Raw genomic sequence first — 16040 nt, forward strand, 5'->3', positions numbered from 1 at the left:
GCAGAGTTTGCCAGAACCGTGCCAGGATCGCAGCCCCGCGAACTTTTTATTGCGCGACGGCCTTTTTCCGTGCTAATGGTACGCGCTGTTTTCCGACCCGAGGCCAGCATGGCTGCAACTCAGAAAGACTCTAAACTCGAGGCGCCTCAGCAGTTTACGCCCTACACCCCGAAAGAGGGTGAAGAGTATATGAATGAGGCGCAGCGCGATCATTTCCGCCGCATCCTCATGAACTGGAAGCGCGAACTCATGGAAGAGGTCGACCGCACCATGCATCACATGAAGGATGAGGCGGCGAACTTCCCGGACCCGACCGATCGCGCCAGCCAGGAATCCGAGTTCAGCCTCGAACTGCGCACGCGCGATCGCGAACGCAAGCTCATCCGCAAGATCGATCAGGGCATCTCCCGCGTCGATCGCGACGAATACGGCTTCTGCGACACCTGCGGTACCGAGATCGGCATTCGCCGTCTCGAGGCCCGCCCGACCGCCACGCTGTGCGTCGACTGCAAGAGCCTGGACGAGATCCGCGAGCGCCAGCTCGGCCGCTAAGCGGTACGCGTGCACGTCGACCCTGGAACGCCCGCCTTCGTGCGGGCGTTTTCGTGTCCGACGTTTGGACAGCTACGTTCGCATCGATCGATCTGGCACAATCGTATTGCCGCAATGCAGCAACGCTGCGCGCCGCGGCCTTTCTCAAAACGACGGGGCGACAGGAATGAGTGACGAGACGCGGATCATCAAGAAGTATCCGAACCGGCGGCTCTATGACACCGAAGTCAGCCGCTACATCACTCTGGAAAACATACGCCAGCTCGTGATCCGCGGCGAGCATTTCACCGTGATCGACAAGCGCAGCGGCGACGACATTACCCGCACCATACTGCTGCAGGTGATCAGCGAACAGGAGGAAGGCGGCGACCCGATCTTTCGTACCGAAGTGCTGCGCAACATCATCCGCTTCTACGGCGACTCGATGCAAAGCACGGTGAGCTCCTATCTCGAGCTCTCGCTGGAGTTCTTCAGCGACCAGCAGCAGCAGTTCAAAGACCGCATGCGTCGGCTTCTGGGCGCGAACAATCCGCTGACCGCCCTACGGGAGCTGTCGCAGTACCAGGTGCCGATCTGGCGTTCGGTTCGACGCGAATTCCTGGCCAATCTCAAGCGCAAGGAGCGCGGCGAGGACAACACCTCAGAGGCCTCCAGTGACAACAATTCCGACAGCGCGGGGAACGATCGCGAAAAACAATAGTCTTGATAGAAACGCAGTTCCACGATTCTGCGGATCGATAGTTGACTAAAGTCGTAGATCGCCCTATACTGCACCGCAACATCAGCGAACACGCTGATCAACCGAATCTCCTCCGAAAGGCCTGACGGCCTTTCTCGCACTTGCCCCCTTACCCTAGGGGGCTTTTTTTATGCGCGACATATACGTGCGACCGGCCAAAGCGTGAGCCGGTCTAAACGTCGCCCATAAAAAAGGCGCCCCGCAGGGCGCCTTCAAGACCGGGCGGGCTGCGCGAGCCCGCCTGACAAGCGTAACTTAGCCTTCCGCCTGCTCTTCTTCGGCCAGTTCCTTCATCGACAGGCGCACACGGCCCTGACGGTCGACTTCGAGAACCTTGACCTTGACAACCTGGCCCTCGGACAACTCGTCGCTGACCTTCTCGACCCGATGGTCGGCGATCTGCGAGATGTGAACGAGACCATCGCGCCCCGGCACGAGGTTGACGAAGGCGCCGAAATCGACGATGCGCACGACCTTGCCCTCGTAGACCTGCCCGGCCTCGATATCGCGTGTGATGTCCTCGATACGCTTGATCGCCATGTCCGCCGCGCTCTTGTCGACCGCCGCGACGTGGATGGTGCCGTCATCTTCGATATCGATGCTGGCACCGGTCTCCTCGGTGATCGAGCGGATGGTCGCGCCACCCTTGCCGATTACGTCGCGGATCTTGTCCGAGTCGATCTTGATGGTGAAGATGCGCGGCGCCCACTCGGAGACTTCCTGACGCGGCTTGTCGATGGCCTCGGACATCACGCCGAGAATGTGCAGCCGGCCTTCCCGGGCCTGTTCCAGCGCCACTTCCATGATCTCGCGGGTGATACCGCCGATCTTGATGTCCATCTGCAGCGCGGTCACACCGTCGGTGGAACCGGCCACCTTGAAGTCCATGTCGCCGAGATGATCCTCGTCACCGAGGATGTCGGTGAGCACGGCGAACTTGTCGCCTTCCTTGATCAGGCCCATGGCCACGCCGGCCACCGGCGCCTTGATCGGCACGCCGGCATCCATCAGCGCCAAGCTGGTGCCGCACACCGAGGCCATCGAGGACGACCCGTTGGACTCGGTGACTTCCGAGACGATACGCATGACGTAGGGGAATTCTTTCTCGAGATCCGGCAGGACGCCCATGATGGCGCGCTTGGCGAGCTTGCCATGGCCGATCTCGCGGCGCTTCGGGCTGCCCATGAAACCGGTCTCGCCCACGCAGTAGGGCGGGAAGTTGTAGTGAAGCATGAAGGGATCTTCATACTTGCCTTCCACCGCGTCGATCATCTGCGCGTCGCGGCCCGTGCCCAGCGTGGACACGACCAGCGCCTGCGTTTCGCCGCGGGTGAACAGGGCCGAGCCGTGGGTACGCGGCAGCACGCCGGTCTTGATGTCGAGCTGGCGCACGGTGCGGGTGTCACGGCCGTCGATGCGCGGTTCGCCTTCGAGGATACGCGAACGCACCGTCTTCTTCTCGAGTGCGCCGAGCGCGCCCTTGACGTCGTCACGGCTCCAGCCTTCCTCGCCCTCTTCCACGGCGAGCTCGGCAACCACGGCTTCCTTGATCTCGCCCAGGCGCGTGCCACGATCCTGTTTGTCGGCGATCTGGTAGGCGGCCGTCACGTCGTCCTTGGCGACACGCTCGACGGCCTGCGCCAGGGTTTCGTCGGTGGGCGCGGGCTGCCAGTCCCAGGCCGGCTTGCCGGCTTCAGCGGCCAGCTTGCCGATGGCGTCGATGGCGGCCTGCAGCTGCTCGTGGCCGAAAAGCACGGCGCCGAGCATGATCTCCTCGGAGAGCTGCTTGGCTTCGGATTCCACCATGAGCACCGCTTCGCTCGTCCCGGCGACCACGAGGTTGAGGTCACCGTCCTTGAGCTGGCTGGCGCTCGGGTTGAGGATGTACTCGCCGTTGGCATAGCCCACACGCGCGCCGCCGATCGGGCCGGCGAACGGCATGCCGGAGATGGCCAGAGCCGCGGACGCCCCGATCATGGCCGGGATATCGGAATCGATTTCCGGATCGACCGACATCACGGTCGCCACGATCTGCACTTCGTTATAGAAGCCCTTCGGAAACAGCGGGCGGATTGGCCGGTCGATGAGACGGCAGGTCAGCGTTTCCTTCTCGCCGGGACGGCCTTCGCGCTTGAAGAAACCGCCGGGGATCTTGCCGCCGGCGTAGGTGCGTTCCTGGTAATTGACGGTCAGCGGGAAGAAGGCGGCGTTCGGCGCGGCTTCCTTCTTGCCGACCGCCGTGACCAGCACGACCGTGTCGCCCATGCTCACCTTCACGGCGCCATCGGCCTGGCGCGCGATCTCGCCGGTTTCGAGGGAAACGGCGTGCTCGCCGAACTGGAATGTCTGCTTGCTGGTGACGGTAACGTTGCTCACTAGAATTATCCTGTGTCTTTCAAACAAAAAAGCGCCCGGCTCGGTTTACCGAGGGGCGCTTTCGTGGGCGTGGATCTGATGCTCGCGCTTAGCGACGCAGACCCAGCTCGCTGATCAAGGCCTTGTACCGCGAAGCATCACGACGCTTGACGTAATCCAGCAATTTACGACGCTGGTTGACCATCTTCAGCAGGCCGCGGCGCGAATGGTGATCCGCCTTGTGGGCATTGAAGTGTTCGCCAAGCTGGCTGATACGGGTCGTCAGTAGTGCAACCTGCACCTCGGGGGAACCGGTATCGCCGGTGCCACGACTGAATTTGTTGATGACTTCGGCTTTTTCTTCGGTGGACAGGGCCATGTTTACTCCTGAGTATCAATACAAACACCGCAGCCCCCACCTACCTGGAACAGGCCGGCTTTTTCCAAACCACAAGTCGGGAAGAGCGGTTGCTCACATCCCACGAAACGGTTTGGAAAAAGCCCGTGCTCCAGGCGCCGGGTGGCAGCCGCGTGTGCCGCGAGGCGCATATTCTAGCCGCTTGCCGCCCCGCTGTACAATAAATTTCGGGCTAGCGAGCAGTCCCCGCCAAGGCATCGCGCGTGCCGCACTCGGCTCTAGCGCTGCGGACGGGCAAACAGTCGCCGAGGCGCGAGTTGGCCGCGGTCGTTGATCCGGCCCAAACCAAGCAGTTGCCCTCGATCGTCCTCGATCAATAACGTGTCCGGCAGCGGGGACGGCAGGCTGCAGTCCACGGCACGGCCATGGTTCATGTCGGCAGCGCCGACCGCGTCGAGCGCAATACGGGGCCAGTCCTCCACCACGGTGGAGAGCGGCAGCAACCATTGGTCGAGCGGGCCGCCGCTCTGTGCCGCGGCCTCGATCTCGGCCAGGGGCGTCATGCCCAGCTCACGGCCCAATCGACCGACGCCGGTGCGATGCAGCGTACCCACATGGGCCACACCGCCCCAGGTACGCGCGATATCTTCCACCAGTGTCCGGATGTACGTCCCGCTGGATACCCGCGCGTCCAGCGTAAAGGTGCTCGCATCGCAATCGACGAGTTGCAGCTCGTGTACCACGATATCGCGCGGCTCGCGCTCGACGGTCTCGCCCGCGCGGGCATGCTCGTACAGCCGCTTGCCATCCTTCTTCAAGGCCGAATACATCGGCGGTATCTGCTGTTGCGGGCCGATGAAGTCCGCGATGACCGCCTCGAGGCGCTGGCGGTCGGGCATTGCCACATCGCTGCGGGCCACCACCTCGCCCTCGCGATCGCCGGTCGCGGTCTGTGCGCCGTGAAGCGCGGTCACGCGATAGCGCTTCGCCGCCGAAAGCAGATAGGAGGAGACTTTGGTCGCCTCGCCGAGACAGACGGGGAGCAGCCCGCTGGCAAGTGGATCGAGACTGCCCGTATGGCCGGCCTTGCGCGCGTCGTAGGCACGCCGAACACGCTGAAGCGCCGCGTTGGACGAGCAACCGACAGGCTTATCGAGCAGTACGACGCCGTCGATATCCCGACCGCGCTTACGACGTCCCATGGTCGTCGCCAGCGTGCTCGGCGCCGTCGCCGAGCGGATCGCCGTGACGTTGATCCTCCGCGACCGCCGAGTCGATCAGACTGCTCAGATGCTGGGCATCGCGTTCCGTGGTGTCTTCAATGAAACGCAGCTCGGGCATCGATCGCAGACGCAGGCGCTTGCCGAGCGCGCGCTTGAGAAAACCGCGTGCTGCACGCAGGCCTTCCAGCGCTTCGCTTGGGTCTTCCGTGGCTGCCGTCACGTCGAAGGAACCGACGAATACCTTGGCGTGCTTGAGATCCTGCGAAACCTCGACATCGGTGATCGCCACCAGACGCACCCGCGGGTCTTTCACCTCGGTGGTGATCAGTATGCCCAGCTCGCGCTTGAGCTCCTCGGCAACGCGGTGCTTGCGAGAAAATTCCCGTGCCACGACTGAACGCCCCGAGCCGGCTTATGCCGGCTCGGCGGTCTGGACTTCGCGCTGGACTTCCGTGCGCTCGTAGACCTCGATCTGGTCGCCGGGCTTGATGTCGTTGTAGTTCTTGACACCAATACCGCATTCGGTACCCGCCGGCACGCGATTGACGTCGTCCTTATGGCGACGCAGCGACTCGAGCTCGCCTTCGTAGACGACCACGTTGTCGCGCAGCACGCGAATCGGCTGACCGCGAACCACGGCGCCATCGGCCACGAGACAGCCGGCGATCGCGCCGAGCTTGGACGAGCGGAACACGTCCCGCACCTCGGCCAGGCCGATGATCTCTTCGCGCACCTCGGTGCCGAGCAGGCCGCTGACCGCATCGGTGACGTCCTGGATCGCTTCGTAGATCACGCTGTAGTAGCGCACATCCACGCCCGATTCCTGGATCACCTTGCGGGCCTTGGCGTCGGCCCGGACGTTGAAGCCGATGATGATCGCCTTCGACGCCAGCGCCAGCTCCACGTCGGACTCGCTGATACCGCCCACACCACTCGAGATGATGCGGATCTTGACCTCTTCCGAGGGAATCTTGCCGAGCGACTCGACCAGCGCTTCCACGCTGCCCTGCACGTCGCCCTTGATGAGCAGGTTCAGATCCTTGGTCTCGGCGGGGCCGTCCTCGCCGATGGCCGAGAAGACTTCCTCGAGACGCGCAGCCTGCTGCTGGGCCAGCTTGTTCTCGCGCTGGCGCTCGTCGCGCTGATCCGCGATTTCGCGCGCCTTCTTTTCGTTGGCGACCACGAAGGCGTCATCGCCGGCTTCCGGCGTGCCGGACAGGCCGAGCACCTCGACAGGAATCGACGGGCCGGCCGATTTCACCTGCTCGCCCAACTCGTTGAACATGGCGCGCACGCGACCGAAATGCGGGCCGGCCAGAATGGCGTCGCCGCGCTTGAGCGTACCCGCCTTGACCAGAATCGTGGCCACCGGGCCGCGACCTTTCTCGAGGCTGGATTCGATCACCGTACCGCGTGCCGGCACATCGACCGGCGCCTTGAACTCGGCGACTTCGGCCTGCAGCAGAATCGCGTCGAGCAGATCGTCGATGCCTTCGCCGGTGTGCGACGAGACCGGCACCACCATCGTGTCGCCGCCCCAGTCTTCCGGGATGATCTCTTCGGCGGACAGGCCACTCTTGACCTTCTCGATATCCGCGCTGGCGACGTCCATCTTGGTGACCGCGACGACCATCGGAACACCGGCAGCACGGGCGTGCTGGATCGACTCCTTGGTCTGCGGCATGACGCCGTCGTCGGCCGCGACGATGAGAATCGCGATATCGGTGATCTCGGCACCACGGGCACGCATGCGGGTGAACGCGGCGTGGCCCGGCGTATCGATGAAGGTGATCGCGCCCTTGTCGTGCTTCACGTGATAGGCGCCAATATGCTGCGTGATGCCGCCCGCCTCGCCGGCCTGCACCTTGGTGCGCCGGATGTAATCGAGCAGCGACGTCTTGCCGTGGTCGACGTGACCCATGATGGTCACGACCGGGGCACGGGACACGCCTTCGACTTCCTCTTCCTCTGCGCGGACCTCGTCGATGAGCGTCTCTTCGGCGCTCTCGGACTTCACCGGCTTCGGATTGTGTCCCATCTCCTCGACGAGCAGATAGGCGGTGTCCTGATCGACGGTCTGGTTGATCGTCGCCATGACGCCGAGCTTCATCATGCGCTTGAGCAGATCGCCGCCCTTCACCGCCATGCGCTGAGCGAGATCCGACACGGTGATGAGTTCCGGAATCTCCACATCGCGCACGACAGGCGCGGTCGGGCGCTCGAAGCCATGCTCGGTCGCCACGTTGACCTTGCTGCTGCGCGTCACGCGCTTCTTCTTGCTCTTGCGCCGGCCCTGCTTGCCCTCGGCGACGTGCAGCTCCTTGCGCTTGCCGCGGTTCTTCTCGCGTTCGACATCCTCTTCGGTACGGCCGTGACTCTCGGCCGCGCGGCGCAGGTTCTCCTGTGCGCGCGAGCGCGCATCGTCGACGCGAACCGTACGCTTGGCACGCTCCTTCTCCAGCGCTTCGCGATCGGCCTGTTCCTTGGCCTCGCGCTGCGCATTGATCTCGGCTTCGCGGCGCGCCCGCTCCTCGGCTTCCTGGCGTAGCGCTTCTTCATGCTCGCGCTGCGCCTTGGCGTCCGCCTCCTGGCGCTCGGCCTCTTCCTGGCGTGCCTTTTCCGCAGCCTCCTGGGCCTCGCGATCCTGCTCTGCCTTTGCAGCCTGCTCGCGCGCCTCTTCCTCGCGGGCCTTTTCGTTTTCGGCCTCCTGCTCGGCACGGCTGGTATAGGTGCGGCGTTTACGCACCTCCACGCTTACCGTACGGCCCGAGGTGGCGCCGCGGCCGGTATTGACCTTGAGCTCCGAGGTCGAACGCCGACGTAGCGACACGCCACTCTTGCGCGTGCCGAGCTTGCCGCCCGACTTGGAACCGCCGCTGTCACGCAGGTGCCGCAGCAACTTGAGCTTGTCCTCGTCGCTGATGCCGTCGCTCTCCGTCGAAGCGGAGACACCGGCTTCGGCCAAGCGCGTGATCAGTCGCTCCACCGGAATTCCGACTTCCGATGCCAGCTGTTTGACTGTCGTTTGCGCCATATTCTGCTTACTCCATGGGGCCCGCGCTGGTGCGTTGCCCGCGCCGGGCGTCCGTTTATTCAGGACAATTCTATTCGGCGCCGGCCTGCTCGTCAGCAAACCAGTGCGCCCGGGCAGCCATGATCAGCTTGCCGGCCGCGGCCTCGTCCATCTCGATCATCTCGACGAGTTCGTCTGCACCGAGTTCGGCGAGATCGTCGCGCGAGAGGATACCGTTTTCCGCCAGCGCTGCAGCGATTTCGTCGTCAACGCCCTCAACCTCGTAGAGATCGTCTTCCGGGGTGGCGGCGTCGCCGCCTTCGGCCGACGAAATCGCCTTCGAGAGAAGATAATCGCGCGCGCGGTTGCGCAGCTCCTCGACGATGTCCTCGTCGAACTCCTCGATCTCGGCGAGTTCGTCGAGCGGCACGTAGGCGATCTCTTCCGTGGTGGTGAAGCCTTCCTGCACCAGGATGACCGCCACCTCGTCGTCCACGTCGAGCTGCTCGCGGAACATCGCCTGCAGGGCTTCGCCTTCGGCTTCGCTCTTGGCGTCGGCATCCTCGACGGTCATGACATTGAGCTGCCAGCCGGTCAGATCCGAAGCCAGGCGAATGTTCTGGCCGCCGCGACCGATAGCCTTGGCGAGCACGTCCTCGGCGACCGCGAGATCCATGCTGCTCGAATCCTCGTCGAGCACGATGGATTCCACTTCCGCCGGCGCCATCGCGTTGATCACGAACTGGGCCGGGTTCTCGTTCCACATGATGATATCGATGCGCTCGCCGGCCAGCTCGTTCGATACGCTCTGTACGCGCGAACCGCGCATGCCGACGCAGGCCCCGACCGGGTCGATACGGCGGTCCTTGGCCTGTACCGAAATCTTGGCCCGCAGACCCGGGTCACGCGCGGCGCCGCGCAGCTCGATCAGGCCCTGACCGACCTCCGGTACTTCCAGCTTGAACAGCTCGAGCAGGAACTCGGGCTTGGTACGCGAGACAAACAGCTGCGGACCGCGCTGCTCGGGCCGTACGTCGTAGAGAAAGCCGCGTACGCGGTCGCCGGGGCGCATCGGCTCGCGGGGAATCATCTGATCACGCGGAATGATCGCTTCGGCATTGCCGCCGAGATCGAGGATTACCGCGCCGCGCTCCATGCGCTTCACCAGCCCGGTGATCAGTTCACCGACCCGGTCCTTGTACTGGTCGACGATCTGCGCACGCTCGGCTTCGCGCACCTTCTGCACGATGACCTGTTTCGCGGCCTGCGCGGCGATACGGCCGAATTCCACGGATTCCATGGGCTCTTCGACGAAATCGCCTGCCGCGATCTCCGGATTCTTCTCGCGCGCGCTCTCCAGCGAGATTTCGCGATCCGGCTCTTCGATGAAGACCGGTTCGCCGTCTTCGTCTTCCATGCCGGGCTCGATCACATGCCAGCGGCGGAACGTCTCGTAGTGGCCGGTCTTGCGATCGACCGCAACCCGCACGGCGATCTCGCCGCCATGCTTCTTGCGCGTCGCGGACGCCAGCGCGGCCTCAATCGCTTCGAAGATGATCTCTCGATCGACGCCTTTTTCATTGGATACCGCTTCGGCGACCAAAAGGACATTTTTATTCATCGCTGCCACCCGAAATCGTTCGTGTTGCGTTGCACCGGCAAAACCGACCCTGTTGCGCGTCTATTGCTCAAATACCGGCTCCAGCCGCGCCTTGGCCATGTCACCCGTGGCGAGGCTGTATGTCTGGTCGTCGCAGCCCAAATCAACCGTGTCGCCGTTGACGGCCAAAATCGTGCCGCGAAACTTCCGCTGCCCGGCCACGGGCGCGAACATGTTGATGCGAGCGCGCTCGCCGATGAAACGGCGAAAATGTTCGCCCGTCACCAGCGGCCGATCCATGCCCGGAGACGACACCTCGAGGCTGTACTGGCTATTGCTCGAATCCTCGACGTCGAGAACCGCGCTGACCTCGTGACTGACCTTCTCGCAGTCTTCGAGCGCGATGCCTTCGGGGGAATCGATATACAGCCTCAGCACACTGCTGCGCCCGGCACCCACGGACTCCAGATGCCAGAGCTCGTAACCGAGATCGGTCACGATGGGTTCGAGCAGGTTACGGAGTCGTTGCGACATAAAGCGCCATAAAAAAAGCCCCGCATCGGGGGCTTAGAATCCAACCAAGATGTGGTAGCGGGGGCAGGATTCGAACCTGCGACCTTCGGGTTATGAGCCCGACGAGCTGCCAGACTGCTCCACCCCGCACCCGATGGCGCGAAACTATAATGACTTGCGACTCACAATGCAAGGACTGCGAGTGATCATTACAGTTTCTGGAAAACTGTATTCGTCAGGCCGAAACCGGCGCTTGACGAACTACCTCTGGCGTTCGAATGCCCGGAGTACGTCGCGACGCGTAAGCATTCCGGCGAGACGCCCATTGAGCATCACCGGCAGCGTTTTCATCGACGAATCCCGGAATATCCGAGCTGCAGCTACTATACTGTCTTCGGCATCCACTGTCACGACTTTTTTCGACATCAGTCGTTCGACGGTGCCGGCGCTGTCTTCGTAGTAGCCGGCGTCGAGCGCAATGCCCATCACGTCCTTCTCGGACAGAAAGCCGATGATGTTGCCGAGCCGATCGATGACCGGCGCGCCCGACACGCCCTTCTCCAGCAACAGGTGCACGGCACGGAGCACATCGGTATCCGGACGGAAGGTGACGAGCACCTCGCGCATGTACTCCTTGATGACCAGCGACGGGCGTGACATCAGGACGTTTCAGCCTTGTCGGTCGTCGGGCAATTGCCGCCCTTGCTGCAGGCGCAATCGCCACCGCCCACGCCGCCGCAACTGCCCTTGATCTCGCGGCCGGTCACCATGACGCCGACAGCCATGCCGGCCACGACCAGGGCCATGACGCCGAATGCGACCAGGGTAAGAATCAGTAGCTGTGTCATTTCGCCTCCTTAAGATAAGGCTCGAAGGCTTTCGAATAGCTCTCAGTATACGCCTGTGCCGTGCCACTCACGAACAACGCCGCGATGTCGTGCGCATCGGCATAGCGGCGCCCCGCGTCTGCGCCCATGACGAGCAGAGCGGTGGCCATCGCATCGGCAGTCATCGCGTCGTCGGCCACTACCGTCACCGAACGCAGATCGTGGGCAACCGGCCGGCCCGTACGCGGGTCGATGGTGTGCGAAAAGCGACGACCATCGATTTCGAAGAAGTCGCGATAATCGCCGGAGGTGGTCATGCCGGCGTTGGCGAGCCCGACCACGCGCTCGATCTCGCGCGTGCCGGCCTCCGGTTTCTCCACGCCGATGCGCCACGGTGTACTCCCCTGCTTGTTCCCGCGGGCATAGAGCTCGCCGCCGAACTCGACCAGATAACGCCGCGCGCCCATGTCGTTCAGGCGCTGCGACAACTGGTCCACCGTGTAACCCTGCGCGAGGCCCGCGAGATCAAGGGTGACCTGCGCTGCCTTCTTGCGTAATGCCGGCGGCTGATCGCGCACCTCGATCATGCCGATGCCGGTACGCTCGCGCGCGGCCGCCAGCTCATCGGTGGTGGGTAGTCTCGTGGGCTGCTCGGCGTCTGCGCCGAACCCCCACACCTGAAGAATCGGCCCCAGTGTTACGTCGAACGCGCCATTGGTATCGCGACCTATGCCGAGCGCCTCGCGCGTGAGCCCGGCCAGCTCTGGCGAAACCGGCACCCATTCGCCTGCGGGCGCCGCGTTGAAGCGCGCCACTTCCGAATCGTCGCGCCACGTGGACATCTGGGCGTCGATGCGCTCGATGACCTGCGTCATCGCGCCTTCCAGCGCGCTTCGATTCATTTCGGACGGGGGATTCATGACCGTGACGCTGTAGGTCGTGCCCTGCGCCGGCCCGCTTACACGGACCGGATCACGCGCGTCCTCGCAAGCCGTGAGCAGGCCGATCAGGGCCAGCAGCAGCATCCAGAACGCGAAGCGCGCCGGGGCCGCGCGCGCCACCTGTGCAGTCATCGGGTATGTGCTCGGGCTCATGGCTTGCATTCTGTCACGACATCCCATCACGGCGTTGCGCTCACGCAACGAAAAAGCCCCGCGCTGCCATGGGCGGACGCAGGGCCGAGCAGCCAGTTTCCGACGCGTTCAGCCGCCGAAATCGTCCAGCATGATGTTTTCGGGCTCGACGCCCAGATCCTCGAGCATGTTGATCACCGACGCATTCATGATCGGCGGGCCGCAGAGATAGTACTCGCAGTCTTCCGGGGCCGGATGATCCTTGAGATAGCGCTCGTAGAGCACGTTATGGATGAACCCGGTCTCGCCTTCCCACTCGTCCTCTTCCTTTGCGTCGGAAAGAGCGACCGTCCACTCGAAGTTGTCGTTCTCTGCCGCGAGCGTGTCGAAGTCGTTCACGTAGAACATTTCGCGCCGGGAGCGTGCGCCGTACCAGAACGTCATCTTGCGGTCGGTCTTGATCCGCCCGAGCTGGTCGAAGATGTGCGAGCGCATGGGCGCCATACCCGCGCCGCCGCCGACGAAGACCATCTCGGCATTGGTGTCCTTGGCAAAGAACTCGCCGAACGGCCCGGAAATGAGCACCTCGTCGCCCGGTTTGAGGCCGAAGATATAGGAACTCATCTCGCCGGGTTTGACATCCGGGTTACGCGGCGGCGGCGTCGCGATCCGGACGTTGAGCATGATGATGCCCTCTTCTTCCGGATAGTTCGCCATCGAGTAAGCGCGGGTCACGGTTTCGTCGACCTTGGAAACGTAGCGCCAGAGGTTATGGGTATCCCAATCCTCGTGGAAGCGCTCGTCGATAGCGTAGTCCTTGTAGGCCACCTCGTGCGGCGGGCAGCTGATCTGGATATAACCACCGGCACGAAAGTTCACGTGCTCGCCCGCGGGCAGTTCGAGGACCAGTTCCTTGATGAAGGTCGCGACGTTATCGTTCGAGCGGACCTTGCACTTCCACTGCTTGACGCCGAAGACCTCTTCCGGAACCTTGATCTTCATGTCCTGCTTGACGGTGACCTGGCAGGACAGACGATCGCCCTCACGGGCTTCGCGCTTGTTGATGTGGGTCTCTTCCGTGGGCAGGATCGACCCGCCGCCTTCAAGCACCTTGACCTTGCACTGCGCACAGGTGCCGCCACCACCGCAGGCCGACGACACGTAGAGCTTGGAATCCGCCAGGGCGCCGAGCAGCTTCGCGCCGACCGGGGCCTTGATCGTCTTCTCGCCGTTGATTTCGATATTGACGTTGCCGGTCGCGACCAGACGCGACTTGGCAATCAGGATCACCGCGACGAGGAACAACACGACGCCGGTGAACACGCCGACACCGAGACTGATTTGCGCTACTTCACCCATGGGTTCTCACGTTCTCCGAAGCGGCGTATCTAGAGCTGGATGCCGGAAAAGGCCATGAAGCCCAGCGACATGAGCCCGACCGTGATGAAGGTAATGCCGAGCCCCTGCAGGCCGTCCGGCACATCGGAATACTTCAGCTTCTCGCGCACACCCGCAAGCGCCGCGATGGCCAGCGCCCAGCCGATACCACTGCCGAAGCCGTAGGTCAGACTCTCGCCGAAACCGTAGTCGCGCTCAACCATGAACAGCGAACCGCCCATGATCGCGCAGTTCACCGTGATCAGCGGCAGGAACACGCCGAGGGCGGCGTAGAGCGCGGGCATGAACCGGTCCAGAAACATCTCCAGGATCTGCACCATCGCCGCGATCACGCCGATGTAGCTGATCAGCCCGAGAAAGCTCAGGTCGACGTTGGGCAGGCCGGCCCAGCCGAGCGCGCCTTCCTTGAGCAGAAACTGATAGATCAGGTTGTTGACCGGTACGGTCAGGCCCTGCACCACGATCACGGCCACGCCCAGGCCAATGGCCGTCGAGATCTTCTTCGACAGCGCCAGAAACGTGCACATACCGAGAAAGAAGGCGAGCGCCAGATTCTCGATGAAGATCGATTTGATCAGGATGCTGAGATAGTCTTCCACGTCGAACGTCCTCGGCTATCCGTTAGACCACTTCGGTGCGGTGCACCTGGTGAATCTGGTACTCGGCTTCCTCGACCTGATCCTGCTTCCAGCTGCGCAGGCCCCAGATCAGAAAACCGATGATGAAGAACGCACTCGGTGGCAGCAGCATGATGCCGACCGGCACGTACCAGCCGCCCGCGCTGGCCAGCGGCAGGATCTGGTAACCGAGCAGCGACCCGGCACCGAACAGTTCCCGAACGACACCAACGAGAATCAGAATCAGGCTGTAGCCGAGACCGTTACCGATGCCGTCCAGAAACGCCAGACCCGGCGGCTCCTTCATGGCAAACGCCTCGGCGCGCCCCATCACGATGCAGTTGGTGATGATGAGCCCCACGAATACCGACATCGATTTCGCCAGATCGTAGGCGAACGCCTTGAGCAACTGATCCACCACGATTACCAGCGACGCGATGATGGTCATCTGGACGATGATTCGAATGCTCGACGGGATATGGTTACGGATCAGGCTGATCGAGAAGTTCGAGCAGGCCGTCACGGCAGTCAGGGCGATAGACATGAGCAGCGCGGTGGCGACCTGGTTGGTCACCGCCAGCGCACTGCAAATACCCAGAATCTGGAGTGCAATCGGGTTGTTGTTGACCAAGGGCTCGGTCAACACCTTCATTGCCTGGCTCTGTGCCATGTTACGAAACCTCCGACCCGGTTATCCGCGGATCGCGTTTGAGTCCCCCGAAGGGATAGATGCAAGACACACTGCGCAGCGTCGTAGTTACTCTACGGCCACGCCGTGCAACGCCGCAGCTGCCCTTTCGGGGCCAAACCATTTCGCTGCTCGCGAAAAGGCCGGGCTTCAGCGCGCCCCTGAGCTGCGTCATTCGTCGTTCATGTGCGCGATGCACATTACTCTCCTTATTCCTCGCCAGTCGCGCGCTGAAGACGCCGGCGCGACCGTGCATAACCGGGTCGAAAATTTCTACCCCTCGGCGGAGAGGTTGCCGCTACGAATTTTCTTCAGAAAAGGCTCGAAACCGTTCGCGCCCAGCCAGTAGTGGATCGTGTTGGATACGCCGCGGCTGGTCAGCGTCGCACCGGACAGGCCGTCGACCTTGTACTCGGCGTTTGCGGTATTGGCACCCACACTACCCTTGATCACGCTCAGCTGCACTTCGCCGTCGTCGCCATAGACCTTCTTGCCTTCCCACTTGGCGCGCCACCGCGGGTTCTCGACTTCGGCACCAAGACCCGGGGTTTCGCCCTGCTCGTAGTACTTGATCCCTTCAACCGTATTGGCATCCGGTTTGAGCGCGAGAAAGCCGTACATTGTGGACCAGAGCCCATAGCCGTGAACCGGCAGTACGATCGTTTTCAACTCGCCCTGCTCGTCGTTGACGAGATAGACCTCGGCGAATTTGGACCGACGCTTGATGTCGGCAAGATCCTCGCGCGGTGCGATCTTGATGCTCTGCTCGGGGTCGGACGCGGCGTCACGCTGATCAAAACCGGAGGCTTCCAGGTCCTCGGCATACTCGCCGGTCGACAGATCGACCACGCGGCTCTCGATACGATCGTTGAACACCTCGTTGACGTCGACATCCGGTCCGCTGGGCAAGCCGGCGACTTCGAGAATGTTGCTGCGACGATCTGCCTTGGCGTTGACCGTCTGCATCGGCTTCAGGAAGGTGGCCGCGGACGCCACGAGCACGGAGCAAACCAGGCACACCGCCAGCGCCACCACCACGATGTAGCCGACACCGTCTCGGGAAAAACCTACGATTCCTACCATG

At 62.9% G+C, this 16040-nt stretch carries 16 protein-coding genes and 1 tRNA gene; 2 read left to right on the forward strand and 15 right to left on the reverse strand.

Going from position 1 to position 16040, the window contains the following annotated elements:
- Positions 1–108: 108 nt before the first annotated feature.
- Together dksA and phaR are read left to right on the forward strand one after the other, a co-directional pair.
- A complete protein-coding gene (dksA, locus tag J7355_RS08890) occupies positions 109–552 on the forward strand; it encodes an RNA polymerase-binding protein DksA (protein ID WP_209061815.1) in 444 nt (147 codons plus the stop codon).
- Between the two features lie 166 nt (positions 553–718).
- Entirely contained in the window at positions 719–1252 is a 534-nt protein-coding gene (gene phaR, locus J7355_RS08895; RefSeq protein ID WP_209061817.1) for a polyhydroxyalkanoate synthesis repressor PhaR, read from the forward strand.
- Positions 1253–1546: 294 nt separating this feature from the next.
- On the opposite strand, the gene pnp is transcribed toward phaR, so the two are convergent.
- The 15 genes from pnp to J7355_RS08970 all read right to left on the reverse strand — a co-directional run bounded on the left by pnp (position 1547) and on the right by J7355_RS08970 (position 16039).
- Positions 1547–3667 carry a polyribonucleotide nucleotidyltransferase gene (gene pnp / locus J7355_RS08900; RefSeq protein ID WP_209061819.1) on the reverse strand — a complete coding sequence of 707 codons (2121 nt, stop codon included), beginning with the start codon at positions 3665–3667 and terminating at the stop codon, positions 1547–1549.
- Positions 3668–3755: 88 nt separating this feature from the next.
- The gene (rpsO, locus tag J7355_RS08905) at positions 3756–4025 is read right to left on the reverse strand and encodes a 30S ribosomal protein S15 (protein ID WP_209061822.1); all 270 of its coding nucleotides are present in this window, start codon (positions 4023–4025) and stop codon (positions 3756–3758) included.
- Between the two features lie 257 nt (positions 4026–4282).
- Positions 4283–5206, reverse strand: a complete 924-nt coding sequence (truB, locus tag J7355_RS08910; RefSeq protein WP_209061824.1) for a tRNA pseudouridine(55) synthase TruB — start codon at positions 5204–5206, stop codon at positions 4283–4285.
- Entirely contained in the window at positions 5193–5618 is a 426-nt protein-coding gene (rbfA, locus tag J7355_RS08915; protein WP_209061826.1) for a 30S ribosome-binding factor RbfA, read from the reverse strand. Before rbfA ends, truB begins: the two co-directional genes overlap by 14 nt.
- 21 nt (positions 5619–5639) lie before the next feature.
- Entirely contained in the window at positions 5640–8261 is a 2622-nt protein-coding gene (gene infB / locus J7355_RS08920; RefSeq protein ID WP_209061828.1) for a translation initiation factor IF-2, read from the reverse strand.
- A 70-nt stretch (positions 8262–8331) separates the two neighbouring features.
- A complete protein-coding gene (nusA, locus tag J7355_RS08925; RefSeq protein WP_209061830.1) occupies positions 8332–9861 on the reverse strand; it encodes a transcription termination factor NusA in 1530 nt (509 codons plus the stop codon).
- A gap of 60 nt (positions 9862–9921) precedes the next feature.
- Entirely contained in the window at positions 9922–10374 is a 453-nt protein-coding gene (rimP, locus tag J7355_RS08930; RefSeq protein ID WP_209061832.1) for a ribosome maturation factor RimP, read from the reverse strand.
- 52 nt (positions 10375–10426) lie between these two features.
- Positions 10427–10503: transfer RNA gene (locus J7355_RS08935), tRNA-Met, on the reverse strand.
- Between the two features lie 111 nt (positions 10504–10614).
- The gene (locus tag J7355_RS08940) at positions 10615–11013 is read right to left on the reverse strand and encodes a CBS domain-containing protein (RefSeq protein WP_209061834.1); all 399 of its coding nucleotides are present in this window, start codon (positions 11011–11013) and stop codon (positions 10615–10617) included.
- Positions 11013–11201 (reverse strand): ApbE family protein, encoded by a 189-nt coding sequence (locus J7355_RS08945; protein ID WP_209061836.1) that lies wholly within the window; start codon positions 11199–11201, stop codon positions 11013–11015. The genes J7355_RS08940 and J7355_RS08945 overlap by 1 nt, the downstream gene beginning before the upstream one ends.
- Positions 11198–12274, reverse strand: coding sequence for an FAD:protein FMN transferase (locus tag J7355_RS08950; RefSeq protein ID WP_209061838.1), 1077 nt, complete (start codon positions 12272–12274; stop codon positions 11198–11200). The genes J7355_RS08945 and J7355_RS08950 overlap by 4 nt, the downstream gene beginning before the upstream one ends.
- Before the next feature lie 108 nt (positions 12275–12382).
- Complete coding sequence (nqrF, locus tag J7355_RS08955) at positions 12383–13612, reverse strand: NADH:ubiquinone reductase (Na(+)-transporting) subunit F (RefSeq protein WP_209061839.1); 1230 nt, start codon at positions 13610–13612, stop codon at positions 12383–12385.
- A gap of 29 nt (positions 13613–13641) precedes the next feature.
- Complete coding sequence (gene nqrE / locus J7355_RS08960) at positions 13642–14250, reverse strand: NADH:ubiquinone reductase (Na(+)-transporting) subunit E (protein ID WP_209061840.1); 609 nt, start codon at positions 14248–14250, stop codon at positions 13642–13644.
- 22 nt (positions 14251–14272) lie between these two features.
- Positions 14273–14938 (reverse strand): NADH:ubiquinone reductase (Na(+)-transporting) subunit D, encoded by a 666-nt coding sequence (locus J7355_RS08965; RefSeq protein ID WP_209061841.1) that lies wholly within the window; start codon positions 14936–14938, stop codon positions 14273–14275.
- Between the two features lie 291 nt (positions 14939–15229).
- A complete protein-coding gene (locus J7355_RS08970; protein WP_209061842.1) occupies positions 15230–16039 on the reverse strand; it encodes a Na(+)-translocating NADH-quinone reductase subunit C in 810 nt (269 codons plus the stop codon).
- Between the last annotated feature and the right edge of the window lies 1 nt (position 16040).

It is taken from the genome of Endozoicomonas sp. G2_2 (assembly GCF_017744135.1).
Classification (GTDB): Bacteria; Pseudomonadota; Gammaproteobacteria; order Nevskiales; family Salinisphaeraceae; genus Salinisphaera.

Bases quoted from the DNA above. Each gene is read 5' to 3' on its own strand.
- J7355_RS08945 (WP_209061836.1), bottom strand. From the start codon at position 11,201: ATGACACAGCTACTGATTCTTACCCTGGTCGCATTCGGCGTCATGGCC.
- J7355_RS08940 (WP_209061834.1), bottom strand. From the start codon at position 11,013: ATGTCACGCCCGTCGCTGGTCATCAAGGAGTACATGCGCGAGGTGCTC.
- J7355_RS08950 (WP_209061838.1), bottom strand. From the start codon at position 12,274: ATGAGCCCGAGCACATACCCGATGACTGCACAGGTGGCGCGCGCGGCC.
- nqrF (WP_209061839.1), bottom strand. From the start codon at position 13,612: ATGGGTGAAGTAGCGCAAATCAGTCTCGGTGTCGGCGTGTTCACCGGC.
- rpsO (WP_209061822.1), bottom strand. From the start codon at position 4,025: ATGGCCCTGTCCACCGAAGAAAAAGCCGAAGTCATCAACAAATTCAGT.
- nusA (WP_209061830.1), bottom strand. From the start codon at position 9,861: ATGAATAAAAATGTCCTTTTGGTCGCCGAAGCGGTATCCAATGAAAAA.
- infB (WP_209061828.1), bottom strand. From the start codon at position 8,261: ATGGCGCAAACGACAGTCAAACAGCTGGCATCGGAAGTCGGAATTCCG.
- dksA (WP_209061815.1), top strand. From the start codon at position 109: ATGGCTGCAACTCAGAAAGACTCTAAACTCGAGGCGCCTCAGCAGTTT.
- truB (WP_209061824.1), bottom strand. From the start codon at position 5,206: ATGGGACGTCGTAAGCGCGGTCGGGATATCGACGGCGTCGTACTGCTC.
- J7355_RS08965 (WP_209061841.1), bottom strand. From the start codon at position 14,938: ATGGCACAGAGCCAGGCAATGAAGGTGTTGACCGAGCCCTTGGTCAAC.
- rimP (WP_209061832.1), bottom strand. From the start codon at position 10,374: ATGTCGCAACGACTCCGTAACCTGCTCGAACCCATCGTGACCGATCTC.
- J7355_RS08970 (WP_209061842.1), bottom strand. From the start codon at position 16,039: ATGGTAGGAATCGTAGGTTTTTCCCGAGACGGTGTCGGCTACATCGTG.
- phaR (WP_209061817.1), top strand. From the start codon at position 719: ATGAGTGACGAGACGCGGATCATCAAGAAGTATCCGAACCGGCGGCTC.